General features: G+C 70.3%; 18 protein-coding genes. 11 read left to right on the top strand and 7 right to left on the bottom strand.

The window, feature by feature from the left end; translation table 11 throughout:
- Positions 1-182: 182 nt before the first annotated feature.
- Complete coding sequence (trxA, locus tag DX914_RS08135; protein WP_115858487.1) at positions 183-1,058, bottom strand: thioredoxin; 876 nt, start codon at positions 1,056-1,058, stop codon at positions 183-185.
- Between the two features lie 133 nt (positions 1,059-1,191).
- On the opposite strand from trxA, the gene DX914_RS08130 reads away from it, so the two are divergent.
- From DX914_RS08130 to DX914_RS08120, 3 genes are read left to right on the top strand one after another with little or no spacing between them, the layout of a single operon-like run.
- Positions 1,192-1,821 (top strand): hypothetical protein, encoded by a 630-nt coding sequence (locus DX914_RS08130; RefSeq protein ID WP_147300628.1) that lies wholly within the window; start codon positions 1,192-1,194, stop codon positions 1,819-1,821.
- Positions 1,822-1,826: 5 nt separating this feature from the next.
- The gene (locus tag DX914_RS08125; RefSeq protein WP_115858485.1) at positions 1,827-2,042 is read left to right on the top strand and encodes a helix-turn-helix transcriptional regulator; all 216 of its coding nucleotides are present in this window, start codon (positions 1,827-1,829) and stop codon (positions 2,040-2,042) included.
- Positions 2,027-2,647 (top strand): DUF998 domain-containing protein, encoded by a 621-nt coding sequence (locus tag DX914_RS08120; protein WP_231118179.1) that lies wholly within the window; start codon positions 2,027-2,029, stop codon positions 2,645-2,647. The genes DX914_RS08125 and DX914_RS08120 overlap by 16 nt, the downstream gene beginning before the upstream one ends.
- Here the strand turns inward: DX914_RS08120 and DX914_RS08115 are convergent.
- Together DX914_RS08115 and DX914_RS08110 are read right to left on the bottom strand one after the other, a co-directional pair.
- Positions 2,634-2,885, bottom strand: coding sequence for a SemiSWEET transporter (locus DX914_RS08115; protein WP_115858484.1), 252 nt, complete (start codon positions 2,883-2,885; stop codon positions 2,634-2,636). The genes DX914_RS08120 and DX914_RS08115 overlap by 14 nt on opposite strands.
- A 67-nt stretch (positions 2,886-2,952) precedes the next feature.
- The gene (locus DX914_RS08110; protein WP_115858483.1) at positions 2,953-4,269 is read right to left on the bottom strand and encodes a metal-dependent hydrolase family protein; all 1,317 of its coding nucleotides are present in this window, start codon (positions 4,267-4,269) and stop codon (positions 2,953-2,955) included.
- A gap of 176 nt (positions 4,270-4,445) precedes the next feature.
- Between DX914_RS08110 and DX914_RS20200 the strand changes: the two genes are divergently transcribed.
- The 6 genes from DX914_RS20200 to rsfS all read left to right on the top strand — a co-directional run bounded on the left by DX914_RS20200 (position 4,446) and on the right by rsfS (position 10,686).
- Positions 4,446-4,622, top strand: a complete 177-nt coding sequence (locus DX914_RS20200; protein WP_158549218.1) for a hypothetical protein — start codon at positions 4,446-4,448, stop codon at positions 4,620-4,622.
- A 164-nt stretch (positions 4,623-4,786) separates the two neighbouring features.
- Entirely contained in the window at positions 4,787-7,525 is a 2,739-nt protein-coding gene (gene leuS / locus DX914_RS08105) for a leucine--tRNA ligase (RefSeq protein WP_147300654.1), read from the top strand.
- Between the two features lie 205 nt (positions 7,526-7,730).
- Positions 7,731-8,372: an LPS-assembly lipoprotein LptE gene (locus DX914_RS08100; protein WP_115858481.1), complete on the top strand. Its 642-nt coding sequence runs from the start codon at positions 7,731-7,733 to the stop codon at positions 8,370-8,372.
- Between the two features lie 2 nt (positions 8,373-8,374).
- Positions 8,375-9,418: a DNA polymerase III subunit delta gene (gene holA / locus DX914_RS08095; RefSeq protein ID WP_115858480.1), complete on the top strand. Its 1,044-nt coding sequence runs from the start codon at positions 8,375-8,377 to the stop codon at positions 9,416-9,418.
- Entirely contained in the window at positions 9,415-10,089 is a 675-nt protein-coding gene (nadD, locus tag DX914_RS08090; protein ID WP_231118178.1) for a nicotinate-nucleotide adenylyltransferase, read from the top strand. The genes holA and nadD overlap by 4 nt, the downstream gene beginning before the upstream one ends.
- Positions 10,090-10,260: 171 nt before the next feature.
- Positions 10,261-10,686, top strand: coding sequence for a ribosome silencing factor (gene rsfS, locus DX914_RS08085; RefSeq protein ID WP_115858479.1), 426 nt, complete (start codon positions 10,261-10,263; stop codon positions 10,684-10,686).
- 320 nt (positions 10,687-11,006) lie between these two features.
- Here rsfS and DX914_RS08080 read toward each other — a convergent pair whose 3' ends face one another.
- Positions 11,007-12,560 carry an alkaline phosphatase PhoX gene (locus tag DX914_RS08080; RefSeq protein WP_115858478.1) on the bottom strand — a complete coding sequence of 518 codons (1,554 nt, stop codon included), beginning with the start codon at positions 12,558-12,560 and terminating at the stop codon, positions 11,007-11,009.
- 142 nt (positions 12,561-12,702) lie between these two features.
- Here DX914_RS08080 and rlmH point away from each other — a divergent pair, with 142 nt between their 5' ends.
- The gene (rlmH, locus tag DX914_RS08075) at positions 12,703-13,173 is read left to right on the top strand and encodes a 23S rRNA (pseudouridine(1915)-N(3))-methyltransferase RlmH (protein WP_115858477.1); all 471 of its coding nucleotides are present in this window, start codon (positions 12,703-12,705) and stop codon (positions 13,171-13,173) included.
- A 198-nt stretch (positions 13,174-13,371) separates the two neighbouring features.
- On the opposite strand, the gene DX914_RS08070 is transcribed toward rlmH, so the two are convergent.
- The 3 genes from DX914_RS08070 to DX914_RS08065 form a co-directional block, all read right to left on the bottom strand.
- Positions 13,372-14,040, bottom strand: a complete 669-nt coding sequence (locus DX914_RS08070; protein WP_115858476.1) for an energy transducer TonB — start codon at positions 14,038-14,040, stop codon at positions 13,372-13,374.
- 283 nt (positions 14,041-14,323) lie between these two features.
- Complete coding sequence (locus DX914_RS20195) at positions 14,324-14,494, bottom strand: hypothetical protein (RefSeq protein WP_158549217.1); 171 nt, start codon at positions 14,492-14,494, stop codon at positions 14,324-14,326.
- Positions 14,494-15,276 carry an SIMPL domain-containing protein gene (locus tag DX914_RS08065; RefSeq protein WP_196778848.1) on the bottom strand — a complete coding sequence of 261 codons (783 nt, stop codon included), beginning with the start codon at positions 15,274-15,276 and terminating at the stop codon, positions 14,494-14,496. Before DX914_RS08065 ends, DX914_RS20195 begins: the two co-directional genes overlap by 1 nt.
- Positions 15,277-15,400: 124 nt before the next feature.
- Here DX914_RS08065 and DX914_RS08060 point away from each other — a divergent pair, with 124 nt between their 5' ends.
- Positions 15,401-15,970 (top strand): Maf family protein, encoded by a 570-nt coding sequence (locus DX914_RS08060; protein ID WP_115858475.1) that lies wholly within the window; start codon positions 15,401-15,403, stop codon positions 15,968-15,970.
- The last annotated feature ends 42 nt before the right edge of the window (positions 15,971-16,012 follow it).

Raw genomic sequence — 16,012 nt, 5'->3', positions numbered from 1 at the left:
AGCCGGAACCCATTTTGACTTTGCTCCGTCTGCTCGTTGATCCCCAGAGCAAAAAGCCGGATCAACATGGGTTCCGGCTTTCGCCGGAATGACGGGGTGGAGTGCGCTGCGCGGCTGAGGCAGGCGTAGGCCGATCGGCGCTATGGCGGCGACATGCGGGAAGCGGTGCTCCCGCACTGCGCTCAGAACAGCAGCGACGACATCTTGCGGCGGTAGCGGCCGACCAGGTCTTCGTCTTCGACCACGCGGAACGCGTCGATCAGGGCCTTGCGCGGCAGGCCGTCCTCGTAGGCGCGATCGCGGCGCAGCATCTCCAGGAACTGCTCCAGCGCGGCCTCGGAATCGCCGGCGACCAGCAGGTGCGCGCCCAGCAGGTGACGCGCGCGCAGGTCGCCTTCGTCGCTGGCCAGGGCGGCCTGCAGCACCTGCGGCGGCGGCGCGTCCTTGAGCAGGGCGGCGAAGCCCAGGCGCGCGCGGGCGCGGATCGCGCGGTCGTCGGTGGCCAGGTTGGCCGGCAGCGCGTCCAGCAGTTGCTCGGCCTCGTGCGCGGCGCCGGTGCGCAGCAGCGCCAGCGCCAGGTCGAGCTTGAGTTCGTCCTGCTCCGGCTGCGCGGCCACTTCGGCGCGCAGGCGCAGCACGTCCACATGCGGGTCGACCGCTTCGGGCTCGGCGGCCACCGCCTCGGGCTCGGCCGCGGCGGCCGGCTCGATGCCGTGATGCTTGAGGAATTCGCGCAGCTGGCCTTCCGGCAGCGCGCCGGGGAAGCCGTCCACCAATTGCCCGTCCTTGACCAGGTAGACGGTGGGGATGGAACGGATCTGGAACATGCCGGCCAATTGCTGCTCGGCGTCCACGTCGACCTTGGCCAGCTCGAAAGCGCCGTTGTATTCCCCGGCCAGCTTTTCCAGCACCGGGCCCAGGGTCTTGCAGGGCTCGCACCACTCGGCCCAGAAATCCACCAGCACCGGGGTCTGCAGCGACTTCTGGATCACGTCGGCTTCGAAGCGGTCGGCGGTGGCGTCGAATACGTGCGGCTTCGGGGCGGTGGAGGCGGTCATGGGCAGTCCTGTAAGGCGATCAGCCGGACATGGTGCCGGCCGCGGGGGAATCCAAGTCATGTAAAGCGTGCTTTACATTGGTCGGCGTCCTGTGTAATGTGAACTTTACATACTGTCGTGTGGGGGTGACATCATGGCATTGCGTGGCGGGGGATTGGCCGCGGTGGTCGCGGTTGCCGGTTTGGCCTTGTGGCTGCTGATTTCGGGGCAGGGACTGCCGTTGGGTTTCGACACCGGCCAATTGGGCGTGGCGCTGCTGGCCGGCACGGCCTGGGTCAGCCTGTACCTGCTGTACCGGATTCCGCGCAGCGAGTTCGAAGGCCGCGCGGCGCTGGGCGAATGGCAGGCCTGGATCGGCCTGGGCTTCATGGCGGTCAGCATCGCCTTCTACCTGAGCAAGCTGCACCTGTTCCAGGGCGCGGAGTTGTGGCGCAATCCGGCGGCCTCCGCGGTGGCGCGCCAGCTGGTGCTGCTGTTGGTGGCCTGGACGGTGATCTCGCAGGTGCTGGCTTCGCGCTGGCGCGGCGCGGTGAGCGAGGACGAACGCGATCGCGAGATCGCCCAGGGCGCCGCCGGCTGGGGCCGCGGCGCGCTGACCTTCGGCGTGATCGCCATCGCCGTGACCCTGGGGCTGTCGCCGCAGTCGCGTCTGGCCTGGGCCACGCCGGCGATGGTGTCCAGCCTGCTGATCTTCGCGCTGATGTGGGGCTGGCTGTGCGAGTACGCGGCCAGCGCGGTCTACTACTGGCGCGACCGGCGTTGAGCGGCATGGGCGCCGCACCGATCGCCAACCGTATCCGCCGCCTGCGTTTCGAGCGCGGCGAAATGACCCAGCAGGCGCTGGCCGAGGCCTGCGGGGTGACCCGGCAGACCATCATCGCGCTGGAGGCCGGCCGCTACGCGCCGTCGCTGGAACTGGCGTTCCGGATCGCGCGCGCGTTCGGGCTGGGCGTGGAGGACGTATTCGAATGGGAAGGCAAGTGATGGGCAAGACCGCGATGGGCTGGAGTTCGTATGCGGCGCTGGCCGCGCTGCTGTGCTTCGCCGCCGCGCTGGCCGGCTTCGGCGCGCAGCTGGGCGGCTACACCCATGCCCAGCATCCGGTGGCCTGGCTGGGCGCGACCGGCGTGGCCTACGCGCTGGGCTTCAACCTGCTGGCTTTTGTGCTGCCGGGCGCGCTGGCTGCGGCGATCGCGCTGCGGCTGCGCCAGGTGCTGGGCGAGGGCGCGTGGAGCGCGCGCGTGGGCGCGCAGCTGACGCTGCTGTCGGCGCTGGCCTTCGCCGCGCAGGGCCTGCTGCCCTTGGACGCGCAGGATCTGGACGCGCACGCCAGCCGCCTGCACGCCACGGTGTGGCTGCTGTGGTGGCTGGCCTATGCCGCCGGCGCGCTGGCGATCGCCTTCGGCACGCACGGCCGCGCCGGCCTGCAGGCGCTGAGCCGCGCCAGCCTGATCGCCGCGCTGGCGGTGCTGCTGTGCGTGCTGGTGCTGCCTTCGCTGCTGCCGGCCGGGCTGGCCCAGCGCGCCGCGTTCGGCGCCTGGCTGCTGTGGTGGTGGTACGCGGCGCGCGCCGGCGTCAGCCGTATTTGAGCTTCAAGCCCAATATCGTCGCGGCCAGGGCGAAGGTGATGGTGTTGGACACCATCATCGGCCAGGAATCCAGGGCCCAGCCGTAGCCGAACCAACAGGCCACGCCGACGGTGAACACCACGTACATGCCCAGCGAAATGCCGCGGGTGTCGCGGCTGCGTATGGTCTTGATCGCCTGCGGCACGAACGACAGCGTGGTCAGCGTGGCGGCCACGTAGCCCATCCATTCCAGATCCATAGCCGCGTTCCTCGCCGGGTGAGGCCCGTGCGCGCGGCACGGGCCCTTGGACGCCTGCCGGCTGCGATTACAGCGCGCGGCCGGGCTGGGCGTAGACCTTGCCGTCCTTCATCACGAAGTCGACCTTCATCACCGCGTTGATGTCGGCGATCGGATCGCCCGGCACGGCGACGATGTCGGCGCGCTTGCCGGCCTCGATCACGCCCTGGTCGTCCACGCCCAGCACCTCGGCGGCGCGAATGGTCGCGGCCTGCAGCGCGGTCGCGGCCGGAATGCCGGCTTCGACCATGTACAGGAACTCGCGCGCGTTGTCGCCGTGCGGGCCCACGCCCATGTCGGTGCCGAAGGCGATCTTGACCCCGCCGCGGTAGGCGCGGCCGGCGGTGTCCTGGATCTGCGCGCCGATGCGCGCGGCCTTGGGCCGCACCATTTCGGGGAAATAGCCGTCGATCTTCGCCTTGTCGGCGACGAAGCGGCCGGCGTAGATGGTGGGCACGTACCAGGTGCCCTTCTGCTTCATCAGCGACATGACCTCGGGGCTCATGTAGGTGCCGTGCTCGATGCTGGTCACGCCGCCCAGCACCGCGCGCTTCATGCCTTCCTCGCCGTGCGCGTGCGCGGCCACGCGGTAGCCGTAGTCCTTGGCGGTGTCGACGATGGCCTTGACCTCCTCGACGGTGAACTGCGGCGCGTCGCCGGACTTGGCGTAGGACAGCACGCCGCCGGTGGCGGTGATCTTGATCACGTCGCTGCCGTCCTTGTAGCGCTGGCGCACGGCCTGGCGGGCGTCGTCGATGGAGTTGATCACGCCGTCGGTGGGACCGGGCGGGCCGATCAGGTGCGACAGCGCGTCGTTGTAGCCGTTGGTGGGGTCGGCGTGGCCGCCGGTGGTGGCGATGGACTTGCCCGCCGCCCAGATGCGCGGCCCGTCGACCAGGCCCTGGTTGATCGCGTCGCGCAGGTGCGGGCTGACTTCGCCGCCCAGGTCGCGCACGCTGGTGAAGCCGGCCAGCAAGGTCTTGCGCGCGTAGCCCACCGAACGGAAGGCGAAATCGGTGGGATCCAGGCGGAAGCCTTCGGAATAGCTCTGCGGGCTGGACTGCGAGCCCAGGTGCACGTGCAGGTCGGTCCAGCCCGGGGTGCAGGTGTGTCCGCCCAGATCGATGGCGGTGGCGCCGGCGACCTCGGCGCGGCCGGGCAACACCTCGGCGATCTTGCCGTCGCGTACCACCACGGTGCGCGCATCCAGCAACTGGCCGCTGCGGGCGTCGAACAGCTTGCCGCAGTGCAGCGCGGTGGCGGCGGGCGCGGCGTCGGCGGCAAGGGCGGGCGGGGCCAGCAGGGCGGCGGCGAGGGCGAAGGGCAGGGCGCAGGTGCGGGTCATCGGGATTCCGGCATTGGGCGTGGACGGCGCCGCGCGCCATACGCTGGCGCACCGGCGGAGAATGCGACGGGTTTCGCACATGCCGGCCCGAATGCGGTAACAATCGCCGCGCGGCCCCGGGATGGGCCGCCGCAGCATGCAAGCGAACCTTTGCGGAAATCAACAGGAGGACGTCCATGAAGTTGACGCTCTGTCTGCTCGCCGCCTTCGTCGCGACCGCGCTCGCGCCGGCTCCGGCGGGCGCGACCGGCACCACCAGTCCGCCGCTGATGATGTGCCCCATGGGCCAGAAAGCGACGCCGGTCTACGACGCCAACGGCAAGTTGATCAGTTGGGTGTGCATGAAACGCTGACCCGGACACCGCCGCGGCCCGGCACGGGAGCCGGCCGCGGCGGCGTACGCCCGGGCCATCGCGCGCCCGGACCTCGCCACGCCGCCGTGGCGGCCTTTTGTGCGCTGCGGTAGGCTGTTCGGTCCTCCTTGTCCCCGCCAGCCCCCGTGTCCAGCGACGCCGCAATCGTTACCGACCCGAAAGCCTTCGATCCCCAGGCCGTCGAGGCCGCCGCCCAGCGCTACTGGGACGACACCCGCGCCTTCGAGGTCGACGAGCGCTCGGCCAAGCCCAAGTACTACTGCCTGTCGATGCTGCCGTACCCGTCGGGCGCGCTGCACATGGGCCACGTGCGCAACTACACCATCGGCGACGTGATCAGCCGCTACAAGCGCATGACCGGGCACAACGTGCTGCAGCCGATGGGCTGGGACGCGTTCGGCCTGCCGGCCGAGAACGCCGCGATCAAGAACAAGACCGCGCCGGCCAAGTGGACCTACGCCAACATCGAGCACATGAAGGCGCAGCTCAAGCAGATGGGCTACGCCATCGACTGGTCGCGCGAATTCGCCACCTGCCGGCCCGAGTACTACGTGCACGAGCAGCGCATGTTCGTGCGCCTGATGAAGCAGGGCCTGGCCTACCGCAAGAACTCGGTGGTCAACTGGGACCCGGTCGACCAGACCGTGCTGGCCAACGAGCAGGTCATCGACGGCCGCGGCTGGCGCACCGGCGCGCTGGTGGAAAAGCGCGAAATCCCGCAGTGGTTCCTCAAGATCACCGCCTACGCCCAGGAACTGCTGGACGGGCTGGACGCGCTGCCGGGCTGGCCGGACGCGGTCAAGACCATGCAGCGCAACTGGATCGGCCGCAGCGAAGGCCTGGAAATCCGCTTCGAGGTGCGCGACGAGGACGGCAACGCGGCCCAGCCGCTGACCGTGTTCACCACCCGCCCCGACACCTTGATGGGCGTGACCTACCTGTCCATCGCCGGCGAGCACCCGCTCGCGTTGCAGGCCGCGGCCAAGGAAGAGGCGCTGGCCGCGTTCCTGGCCGAACTCAAGCGCGGCGGCGTCACCGAGGCCGAACTGGAAACCCAGGAAAAGCGCGGCATGGACACCGGCCTGCGCGCGCTGCACCCGGTCACCGGCGAAGAACTGCCGGTGTACGTGGCCAACTTCGTGCTGATGAACTACGGCACCGGCGCGGTCATGGCCGTGCCCGGTCACGACCAGCGCGATCACGAGTTCGCGCTGCGCTACCAGCTGCCGATCAAGATGGTGATCGTGCCCGACGAAGTGCGCGACGCGCTGGACGAGATCGGCCGCCATGTCGCCCGCCACGACGACCCGATGCGCAGCGCGCTGGGCGAAGCCGGCGCGGTGGACGTGTACGACACCACGGCGGCGGTGCAGGTGGTAGACGAGTTCCAGCGCCGGATCCACGAAGAGGCCGCCTACACCGAGCGCGGCTGGCTGGTGAATTCGGGCGAGTTCGACGGCCTGGACTTCCAGCAGGCGCTGGACGCGGTCGCCGCGCGCTTCGAGGGCGAGGGCCGGGTGACCCGGCGGGTCAACTACCGCCTGCGCGACTGGGGCGTGAGCCGCCAGCGCTACTGGGGCTGCCCGATCCCGGTGATCCTGTGCCCGAACTGCGGCGACGTGCCGGTGCCGGAAGACCAGTTGCCGGTGGTGCTGCCCGAGGACGTCGCGTTCAGCGGCGTGCAGTCGCCGATCAAGGCCGACCCGGAGTGGCGCAAGGTCGCCTGCCCGAGCTGCGGCGGCGCGGCCGAGCGCGAGACCGACACCTTCGACACCTTCATGGAGTCCAGCTGGTACTACGCGCGCTACACCTCGCCGGGCGCCAGCGAGCAGGTCGACGAGCGCGCCAAGTACTGGACCCCGGTGGACCAGTACATCGGCGGCATCGAGCACGCGATCCTGCACCTGATGTACTTCCGCTTCTACCACAAGCTCATGCGCGACCAGGGCCTGGTCGACAGCGACGAGCCGGCGACCAACCTGATGACCCAGGGCATGGTGATCGCCGAGACCTTCTACCGCGACGGCGCGGACGGCCAGAAGGACTGGATCAATCCGGCCGACGTGGAAGCGGTGCGCGACGAGCGCGGCCGCATCGTCGGCGCCACGCTCAAGGCCGACGGCCAGCCGGTGCATATCGGCGGGACCGAGAAGATGTCGAAGTCGAAGAACAACGGCGTCGACCCGCAGCTGATGGTGGGCAAGTTCGGCGCCGACACCGTGCGCCTGTTCTCGATGTTCGCCGCGCCGCCGGAACAGTCGCTGGAGTGGAACGAGGCCGGCGTGGAAGGCATGGCGCGGTTCCTGCGCCGGCTGTGGAGCATGGTCCACAAGCACGCCGCCGACGGCCCCGCGCCGGCGCTGGACACGGCCGCGCTGGACGCCGCGCAGAAGACCCTGCGCCGCCAGTTGCACGAGACCATCCAGAAGGTCGGCGACGACTACGGCCGCCGCCACAGCTTCAACACCGCCATCGCCGCGGTGATGGAACTGCTCAACCACCTGTCCAAGTTCGACGACGCCAGCGGCAACGGCCGCGCCCTGCGCCAGCAGGCGCTGGAGGCGGCGGTGCTGCTGCTGAACCCGATCACCCCGCACGCCAGCCATGCGCTGTGGCAGGAACTGGGCCACGCCGAAACCCTGCTCGAGGACCTGCCGTTCCCGCAGGCCGAGGCCGAGGCGCTGACCCGCGACGCGGTGGTGCTGGCGGTGCAGGTCAACGGCAAGCTGCGCGGCACCATCGAGGTGCCGGTCAACGTGGCCAAGGAAGAGGCCGAGCGCCTGGCCCTGGCCGAGCCGAACGTGGTCAAGTACATGGAAGGCCTGAGCGTGCGCAAGATCATCGTGGTGCCGGGCAAGATCGTGAATATCGTCGCGGCGTAAGCCGCGACGTGGTGGGGTAAAGGCAAATCCCCCTCAATCCCCCCTTTTCAAAGGGGGAGGCGGATGGCGCTGAAGTAGCGGCTGCGACGCAACCGCTTGTCTTCCCCCTTTGGAAAAGGCGGATTGAGGGGGATTCGCTCCACACGCCCTGGCTCGTTCAGCCCCCGCTATTGCTGCGCGCCGCCGCCTCGTCCAGACTTCGCGCATGACCCGTCGTCCGCTGATCGTCCTCGCCACCGCCGCGCTCGCGCTGACCCTGTCGGCCTGCGGTTTCCATCTGCGCAGCGCGATGACGCTGCCGCCGGACCTGGGTCCGGTGCGCGTGGTCTCGGTGGATCGTTACAGCCCGCTGGCCGAAAGCCTGGCCCAGGCGCTGACCCGCGCCGGCGCGGTGCCGGCCACGCCGGAAACCGAGTCGGCGGCGGTGCTGGACCTGCTGTCCGAACGCTGGGGCGACACCCCGGTGGCGCTGGACCAGTTGGGCCGCACCCAGGAATACAGCCTGCGCTACGCGGTGATCTTCGAACTGCGCAAGTCCGACGGCACCCCGCTGGTGCCGCGCCAGACCATCGAACTGGCGCGCGACTACGTGTCCAACCCGACCAACTCGATCGGCACCGAAGGCGAGCGCGAAGTGCTGCAGCGCGAAATGCGCCGCGAGATGAGCGCCGCGGTGCTGCGCCGCATCGACGCGGTGGTGAAGAACGTCGGCGGCGGCAGCGCCGCCGCGCCCGCCGCCGCGCGCCCGATCGCCACCGACGCCGCGCAGGCGGCGATGCAGGCGGCCGAATCGGTCGCGCCCAGCGAGCCGGCCAAGACCGAGCCGGCGACGCCGACCCCGCCCTGAGCATGGAACTCAAGCCGGAACAGCTGGCCGCGCAGGTCGCGTCCGAGCCGTTGCGTCCGGCGTATCTGATCGCAGGCCCCGAACCGCTGCGCGTGCTCGAAGCCGCCGATGCGGTGCGCGCGGCCGCGCGCGCGCAGGGCATCGCCGAGCGCGAAGTATTCGAAGCCGAAGGCAACCAGCGCGAGCCGGACTGGAACGCGCTGGAAGCCAGTTTCCGCGCGCCCAGCCTGTTCGCCTCCCGGCGCCTGGTCGAGCTGCGACTGCCCGGCGGCAAGCCAGGCAAGGACGGCGCCGAGGTCATTTCCGGTTTCTGCGCCGATCCGCCGCAGGACGTGAGCCTGCTCATCACCTGCGGCGAATGGAGCAAGCAGCACGGCGGCAAGTGGAGCGAGGCGATCGCGCGCGTGGGCAAGGTCGCCATCGCCTGGCAGGTCAAGCCGCACGAGCTGTCCGAATGGATCGAGCGCCGCCTGCGCGCGCGCGGCCTGCGCGCCGACCGCGACGCGGTGCAGAGCCTGGCCGAACGGGTCGAAGGCAATCTGCTGGCCGCGGCGCAGGAAGTGGACAAGCTGGCCTTGCTGTCCGACGGCGAGCCCATCGATCTGGCGCGCATGCAGTCGCTGGTGGCCGACGCCGCGCGCTACGACGTGTTCCGTCTGGTCGACGCGGCCATGAACGGGCAGGGCGCGCAGGTCTCGCGCATGCTCGCCGGCCTGCGCGCCGAAGGCGAGGCCGTGCCCGGCCTGCTCGGCATGGTGGTGCTGGAACTGCAACGCGGCGCCGCGCTGGCGCGCGTGCACGCGCGCGGCGGCAATCTGGCCGCCGAGTTCAAGGCGCAGCGGGTGTGGGAATCCAAGCAGCCCATGTACCGGCGCGCGCTGCAGCGCCACGACGCGCGCCGCTGGGACGCGTTCGTGGCCCAGGCCGGCCGCGTCGACCGCATGGCCAAGGGCCGCGAGTCCGGCGACGCCTGGATCGCGCTGGAGCGGCTGCTGCTGGCGGTGGCCGAAACCCGCGCCGCGCGCCTGCTGGCGGCCGGCGCGTGAGCGCGGAATCCGACGCCGGCGAGCGTCCCGGTTTCTGGGTGTTCTACGGCGGCACCTTCGACCCCGTGCACGACGGCCACCTGGCCATCGCCCGCGCCGCGCGCGACGCGCTGCAGGCGACGGTGCGCCTGATGCCCGCGGCCGATCCGCCGCATCGCGCGCCGCCCGGCGCCAACGCCGCGCACCGCGCGCGCATGCTCGACCTGGCCGTGGCCGGCGAACCCGGCCTGCGCGTGGACACGCGCGAACTCGCGCGCGCCGGGCGTTCCTACACCGTCGACACCTTGCGCGAGTTGCGCGCGCAGGTCGGCATGCAGGTGCCGGTGGCGCTGGTGGTCGGCGCCGACAGTTTTCTGGGCCTGCCGCAGTGGCGCGACTGGCGGGCCTTGTTCGACCTGGCCCATTTCGTCGTCGCCGACCGTCCCGGCAGCCCGCTGGACGAGGACCTGGCGCCGGAGCTGGCCGCGGCCCTGGACGGGCGCGAGGCTGCGGACGCGGCCGCGCTGCGCGCCGCGCCCGCGGGCCGCGTGCTGCGCCTGCATCAGCCGCTGCACGCCGAATCGGCCAGCCAGGTGCGCCTGCGCATCGCTGCCGGCCAGCCCTGGCAGGACCTGGTGCCGCTGGCCGTGGCCGCCTATATCCAGCGCCACGGCCTGTACGTCCGGCCCTGAGGCACGCGGCCGCCTGCGCATGCCGGCGTCCCTTAGGTACCCGCAAAGCCGGGCCCGGCAGGGCTTTCAGATGCGCGCGACGTTCAGGTACGCAGCCTCCGCCGATCCGCGGACCAGGCCCTCACCGGCGCTCCGCTATAATGCCCCCGCAACCCCCAGAGCGTGCTTCCCTTGACCAGCCAAGCCCACGTCATCAAGACCCGCCTGCCGAACCCGCCGCCGTCCGTAGACGCCCTGTTGCGCACGGTCCATGCCGCGGTCGAGGAACTCAAAGCCAAGGACGTCGTCGAGATCGATGTGCGCGGCAAGAGCAGCGTCACCGACTACATGGTCGTCGCGTCCGGCACCTCCACCCGCCACGTCAAGTCGATCGCCGACGAAGTGGTCAAGTTCGCCAAGAACCTGGACGTGATGCCGCTGGGCGTGGAAGGCGAGCGCGAAGCCGAATGGGTGCTGGTCGACCTGGGCGATGTCGTCGTGCACGTCATGCTGCCGCGCGTGCGCGAGTTCTACGCGCTGGAGCGCCTGTGGACGGTCGGCGACCAGCCGCCCGAGTTCGACGACGCGCTGGAAACCGACGACGAAGACCGTCTCTGATCGGCTCCCCGCGGCAAACGAAAACGGCGCCCACGGCGCCGTTTTCCGTTCCGCCCCCCGCTCCTTGCCTAGGGGTAGGAGCGGCGTAAGCCGCGACCGCGAACCTTCACCAACGACAAACCCATCGTTGCAGCTGCAGGAGCGACGTAAGTCGCGCTAACCCAGCCCCACGCGGCCACGAAATCGCGGTTTACGCCGCTCCCACAGAGATCGACGGCATCGCTTCGGGGTAGGCGACGCGCCGGGCAAGCGCATCGCTGCGGCTGTTTGCCGGTCGCGGCTTACGCCGCTCCTACCCCAAAGCCTCAAACGCAGACGGCTTACAGCGGCCCGCGCTCCCACGGCCCGGTGATCGCCAAGGTGATGCCCGGGGTCTGGATGTTCACGAACAGGGTGCGGCCGAACGGATCCCAGCAGGCGCCGCAGAACTCGCTGTCGCGGTAATCGCCTTCGGCCACGGTCTTGCCTGCGTCGGCCAACTGCTGCGAGCTCAGCTGCACGTTGTTCTTGGCGAAGTAGAACGATTCGCCCGCGCGGGTCAGGCCGATCAGGCGCGCGCCGGGACCATAGCTATCCGGACTTTCGCCGCCGTCCTCGCACAGGATCACGCCGCCGCGCGCGCTCACGCTGACGTTGTCGGGGTTGTGCGCGGCGAGCTGGTTGCCGCTGACGAACAGCGCGCGCAGGCGCTGGCTGGCCAGGTCCAGCACCCACACCGAACCGTTGCCGCGGCCCTTGCGGCCTTGCGCGTCGGTGCCGGTGCTGGTGTCGACGATGAACATCTTGCCGTAGCTGTACCAGATGCCCTCGCCGCGGCTCATGCGCAGCGCGCCTTCGCTCCAGGCCTGCGCGAACGGGCCGCTGAGGGTTTCGCCGGCGGAGATGTCGGGATAACCGGCGGGCGCGGCGATGCTGTCCAGGTCCGGATCGGGCACGTCCACCCATTCCAGCGCGTACTCGGTGCCGATCGCGGCCACGGTGAGGTCGGCGTTGCGGCGGCCGCGCACGCGTGCGGCCTGCAGGCGGCCGCCGTGTTCCAGCGAGCCGTTGCGGCCGGCGCGGTCGTTGGGAATGAAGCGATACAGGCCGGCCTTGTTGCGGTCGTCCTCGGTCAGATAGACGATGCCGGTGCGCGGATCCACCGCCACCGCCTCGTGGCTGAAACGGCCCAGGCCGATCAGCGGGCGGCCGCTGGTGCGGCCTTCGCGCGGATCCACTTCGAACACGTAGCCGTGCTTGCGGCCGGCGCCGGAGACCGCGTCGCTCTTGATCTCCTCGCAGCTCAGCCAGGTGCCCCAGGGCGTGGGGCCGCCGGCGCAGTTGACCAGGGTGCCGCCCAGGCTGGGTTCCAGCCGGCGCCACTGGCCGTCGCGGTAGCTCAGCGTGGTGGTGCCGCCGCCGGCGACGCCGCCGCCCGGCAGTTCGCCGCGGTCGTACACGGCCGGCGCGGCGATGGGCTCGGCGGCGCCGCGCTCGTGGTTGCGGATCAACACGTATTCGGGGCCGCGCGGGCGGCCGCGGCCGAAACCGGCGCCGTGCGCATGCGGCCCGCGGCCGCCGTTGCCGACCGCGACCACGGCCATGCCGTCGTGACGGTCGGGGCAGGGCCGGCCGTCGTCCATGCGGTCGCCGCTCCAACCGAAGGAGCGGTAGCTGAAGCCCGGCGGCAGCATCAGCAGCGGCAAGCCGGTACTGCGGTCGGCCACCGGGGCGAGCGGGCCGTAGCGGCTGGGGACGGGGGCAAGCCGGGTCGGGTCTTGGGCGGCGAGCGACTGGCGCGAGTACAGCGCGCTCAGCGTGCCCATCGCGCCGACCGCCATCGCGGCGGCGCTGCCCTTGAGGACCTGGCGGCGGGAGGGATCGAAAGCATCCATGGTGCGGCTCCTGCTGGCTGGGGGAACCTGCACGCTAGGTCGCCGCGGTAACGGTTCTATGACGCCGCCATGTCATCGCGCCTTAACGCGACGCAGACGGCGTTCGCGCCGTGCGCGCGTCACAGCCCGTTACCATGGCGCGATGAAAGCGAAACTGATCGCCGTGGGCGAACGCGCCCCGCGCTGGGTGGCCGAGGGCTATGCCGAGTACCAGAAACGGCTCTCGCACTGGCTGCCGCTGGAATTGGTGGAAGTGGAGCCGGGCCTGCGCGGCAAGGGCCGCGACGCCGTGCGCGCGACCGCGGACGAGGGCGCGCGCGTGCTCGCGGCACTGCCGCGCAACGCCTGCGTGGTCGCGTTGGACGGGCGCGGCAAGCCGTGGAGTTCCGAGCAGCTGGCGCAGCGGCTGGAGCACTGGCGCGGGCAGGGCCGGGACCTGGCGTTCCTGATCGGCGGGCCGGAAGGGCATGCGCCGGAGGTGCTGGCGCGCGCCGACGAGACCTGGTCGCTGGGGCCGCTGACGCTGCCGCACATGCTGGTGCGGCTGGTGGCGGCCGAGCAGTTGTATCGGGCGGCTGCGTTGCTGGCCAATCATCCGTATCACCGGGCGTGACGGCAAAGGCAAATCCCCCTAGCCCCCTCTACAAAGGGGGAACCAAGCGGCTTTCGAAGGGATGCGTACGCTCGCCCCTTCGCACTGCTGTTCCCCCCTTTGTAGAGGGGGTTAGGGGGATTTGCTTTTGCTTTCGCTTAGCCCAAAAAAAAGCGGCCCGCCCTTACCGGCACGGGCCGCCCCCTCGCCAAGGGTCTCTCAACGGTCCAGGGTGAACTCGATCGGCACCCGGCCGCGCGCCTGCACCGGCTGGCCGTTCTCCAGCGCCGGCTGGAAGGTCCAGCGCGACAGCACCACGCGCTTGGCCGCCTGGTCCAGCACGCGGTGGCCGCTGCTCTTGACCACGCTGACTTCCAGCGGCTTGCCGTCCACGCCGACCAGGATTTCCAGCATCACCGTGCCGGTCAGGCCGTTGCGCACCGCCTCGCCCGGATAGCTGGGCGGCGGGTTGTTGATCACCTGCAAGGTCGCGCCCATCAGCACCTCGCCTCGGCCGATGGTGTTGCTGGCGAAGGTCTCCGGCTGCGGCGGCGATTCAGGCACGTAGATGCTGTCGGTTTCGATCGGATCGACGACCGGCTGCGGCGGCGTTTCCACCAGCACCGGCTTGGGCGTGATGCTCGGCTGCGGCTTGGTGACCTTTTCGATCTTGCGTTCGACGATGGGGTCGGGCTCCTTCTTCTTGGGCCGTTCCAGCTCGAACACGTTGGTGATGATCTCTTCGGGCTTTTCGATCAGATGCGGCGCCGACAGCGGCACCAACAGCAGCATCAGCAGCACGGCGTTGACCGCGATCGCTCCGGCATTGCCGGCGATGCGGTTGTAGTCCAGCTGCGGGCGTTCGGGGTGCGGGATCGCGTGCGCCATGGAAGCTCTCCTGGAGTGGTCTGCACGAATGCAAACGTGCCCGGATCGCGGGTGGGGTTAGGCGCCGAGAAATTTTTTTCGGTGCTCTGCGGGTAAGAGCAAATCCCCCCTAGTCCCCTTTTTCAAAGGGGGAACTGCAGTGCAAAGGGGCGAGCGTATGTATCCCTTCGAAAGCCGCTTGGTTCCCCCTTTGAAAAAGGGGGGTTAGGGGGATTTGCTTTTGCTCTTGGCCGCGCCCAAAAAAGAAGGCCCGCGAATGCGGGCCTTCCACACAGCTACCGGCTCACTCGTCCGCCGGGTCCGGATCCGTCTCCGGTTCGCGCTCCAGCCCGCCCTCGTCGGGATTGGGCGGCCGCTTGGGATGCGGCTGGCGCGCGTCGTCCGGGTTGCGCGGCTCCGGCTCGGAATAGCCGGGGTCCGGGCGGCGCGGGTCGGGGACGCGGGGGGCGCTCATCACTTGCCCAGCTCGAACACCACGTCCAGGTCGATCGACAGCGCGCTTTCGCCCGGCGAGACCGAGGTGTCGGCGGCGGCGCCGGCCTTCTCCATGCGCATGGCCATCATCGGCACCGGCATGGGCGGGTTGAAGCGGCCGCCCTCGCTGACGCTGACGATGCGGCGCACCTTCAGGCCCAGGGTCTTGGCGTACATCTCCGCGCGCGCCTGCGCCTTGGCCACCGCGGCCTGGCGGGCCTCGTCGTAGGCCACTTCCTTGATCTTCTCGTCGATGTCGAAGGTCGGGCCGTTGATCTGGTTGGCGCCGGTGGCGACCAGGGCGTCGAGGATCTTGCCGACCTTGGCGATATCGCGGATCACCACGTTGACGTTGTTGCTGGCCTGGTAGCCGGTGATTTGCGGCGGCTGGTTCTCGGCGTAGCGGTACTGGGGGTTGAGGTTGATGCCGCTGGTCTGGATGTCGCGCTCGGCGATGCCGGCGGCCTTGATCGCGGCCACCACCTTGGCCATCTGGTCGGCGTTGGCGCGCATGGCGGCATTGGCGTCGGTGGCCTGGGTGACCACGCCGGTGGACACGGTGGCGATGTCGGGCACGCGCTTGACCTCGGCCTGGGCCGAGACCGAGAGCAGGGTGCCGTCGGTGGCCACGTAGGCCGGGCTGGTCTGGGCGGTGGCGGTCATGGCGGCGGCGGTTCCGAAGGCGAGGGTGACGGCCAGCACCAGCGGGCGCAGGACGGAGCGGCGGGTGGACAGGGGGGCGGGCCGGCTTGGCGAGAGCATGTTCAACTCCTGTAGCGATGGGGGTTAGGGTGTTGCCGTTCCGGTGAACGAACCGTGATCCAGGGCGGGGTTGCGGCGCGGCGTGTAGGCCGGCGCTCAGTCAGCGCGGGTTATGCTTTCGCCGATGCTCTACCTCGCCTCCAAATCGCCGCGCCGGCACGAATTGCTGACCCGTCTGGGCCTGCCGTTCGGGGTACTGGACCTGGACATACCGGAACAGCGCCAGCCGGGCGAACCGGCCGAAGAATACGTGCGCCGGGTCGCCCGCGAGAAGGCCGGCGCCGGCCTGCTGAGCGTGATCGGCAACCCCAGCGCGCTGGTGCTGGGCGCCGACACCGAGGTGGTGCTGGACGACGAGGTGTTCGGCAAGCCGCGCGACGAGGCCGACGCCGGCGACATGCTGCGGCGCCTGTCCGGGCGCCGGCACCGGGTGATCTCGGTGGTGTCGCTGGTGTCCCCGGCGCGCGAAAGCATGGCCGTGTCGGTGTCCGAGGTGACCTTCACCGCGCTGGAGGAGGCCCGCATCCAGGCCTACCTGGCCGGCGGCGAGTGGCAGGGCAAGGCCGGCGCCTACGCCATCCAGGGTCGCGCCGAGGCCTTCGTGAGCCGGCTGGAAGGCAGCTATTCCGGGGTCATGGGCCTGCCCCTGCACGAGACCGCGCGCCTGCTGCGCGAGGCCGGTCTGGATGCGTGACCGTCGCGCGGCGGTGGCCGCGCCCCAGCTCCTGTCAGTCTC

The sequence above is a fragment of the Lysobacter silvisoli genome, from assembly GCF_003382365.1.
Lineage (GTDB): Bacteria > Pseudomonadota > Gammaproteobacteria > Xanthomonadales > Xanthomonadaceae > Lysobacter > Lysobacter silvisoli.
The sequence above is the reverse complement of the archived record's forward strand: the minus strand, read 5'-3'. Positions and strand labels throughout refer to the sequence as shown.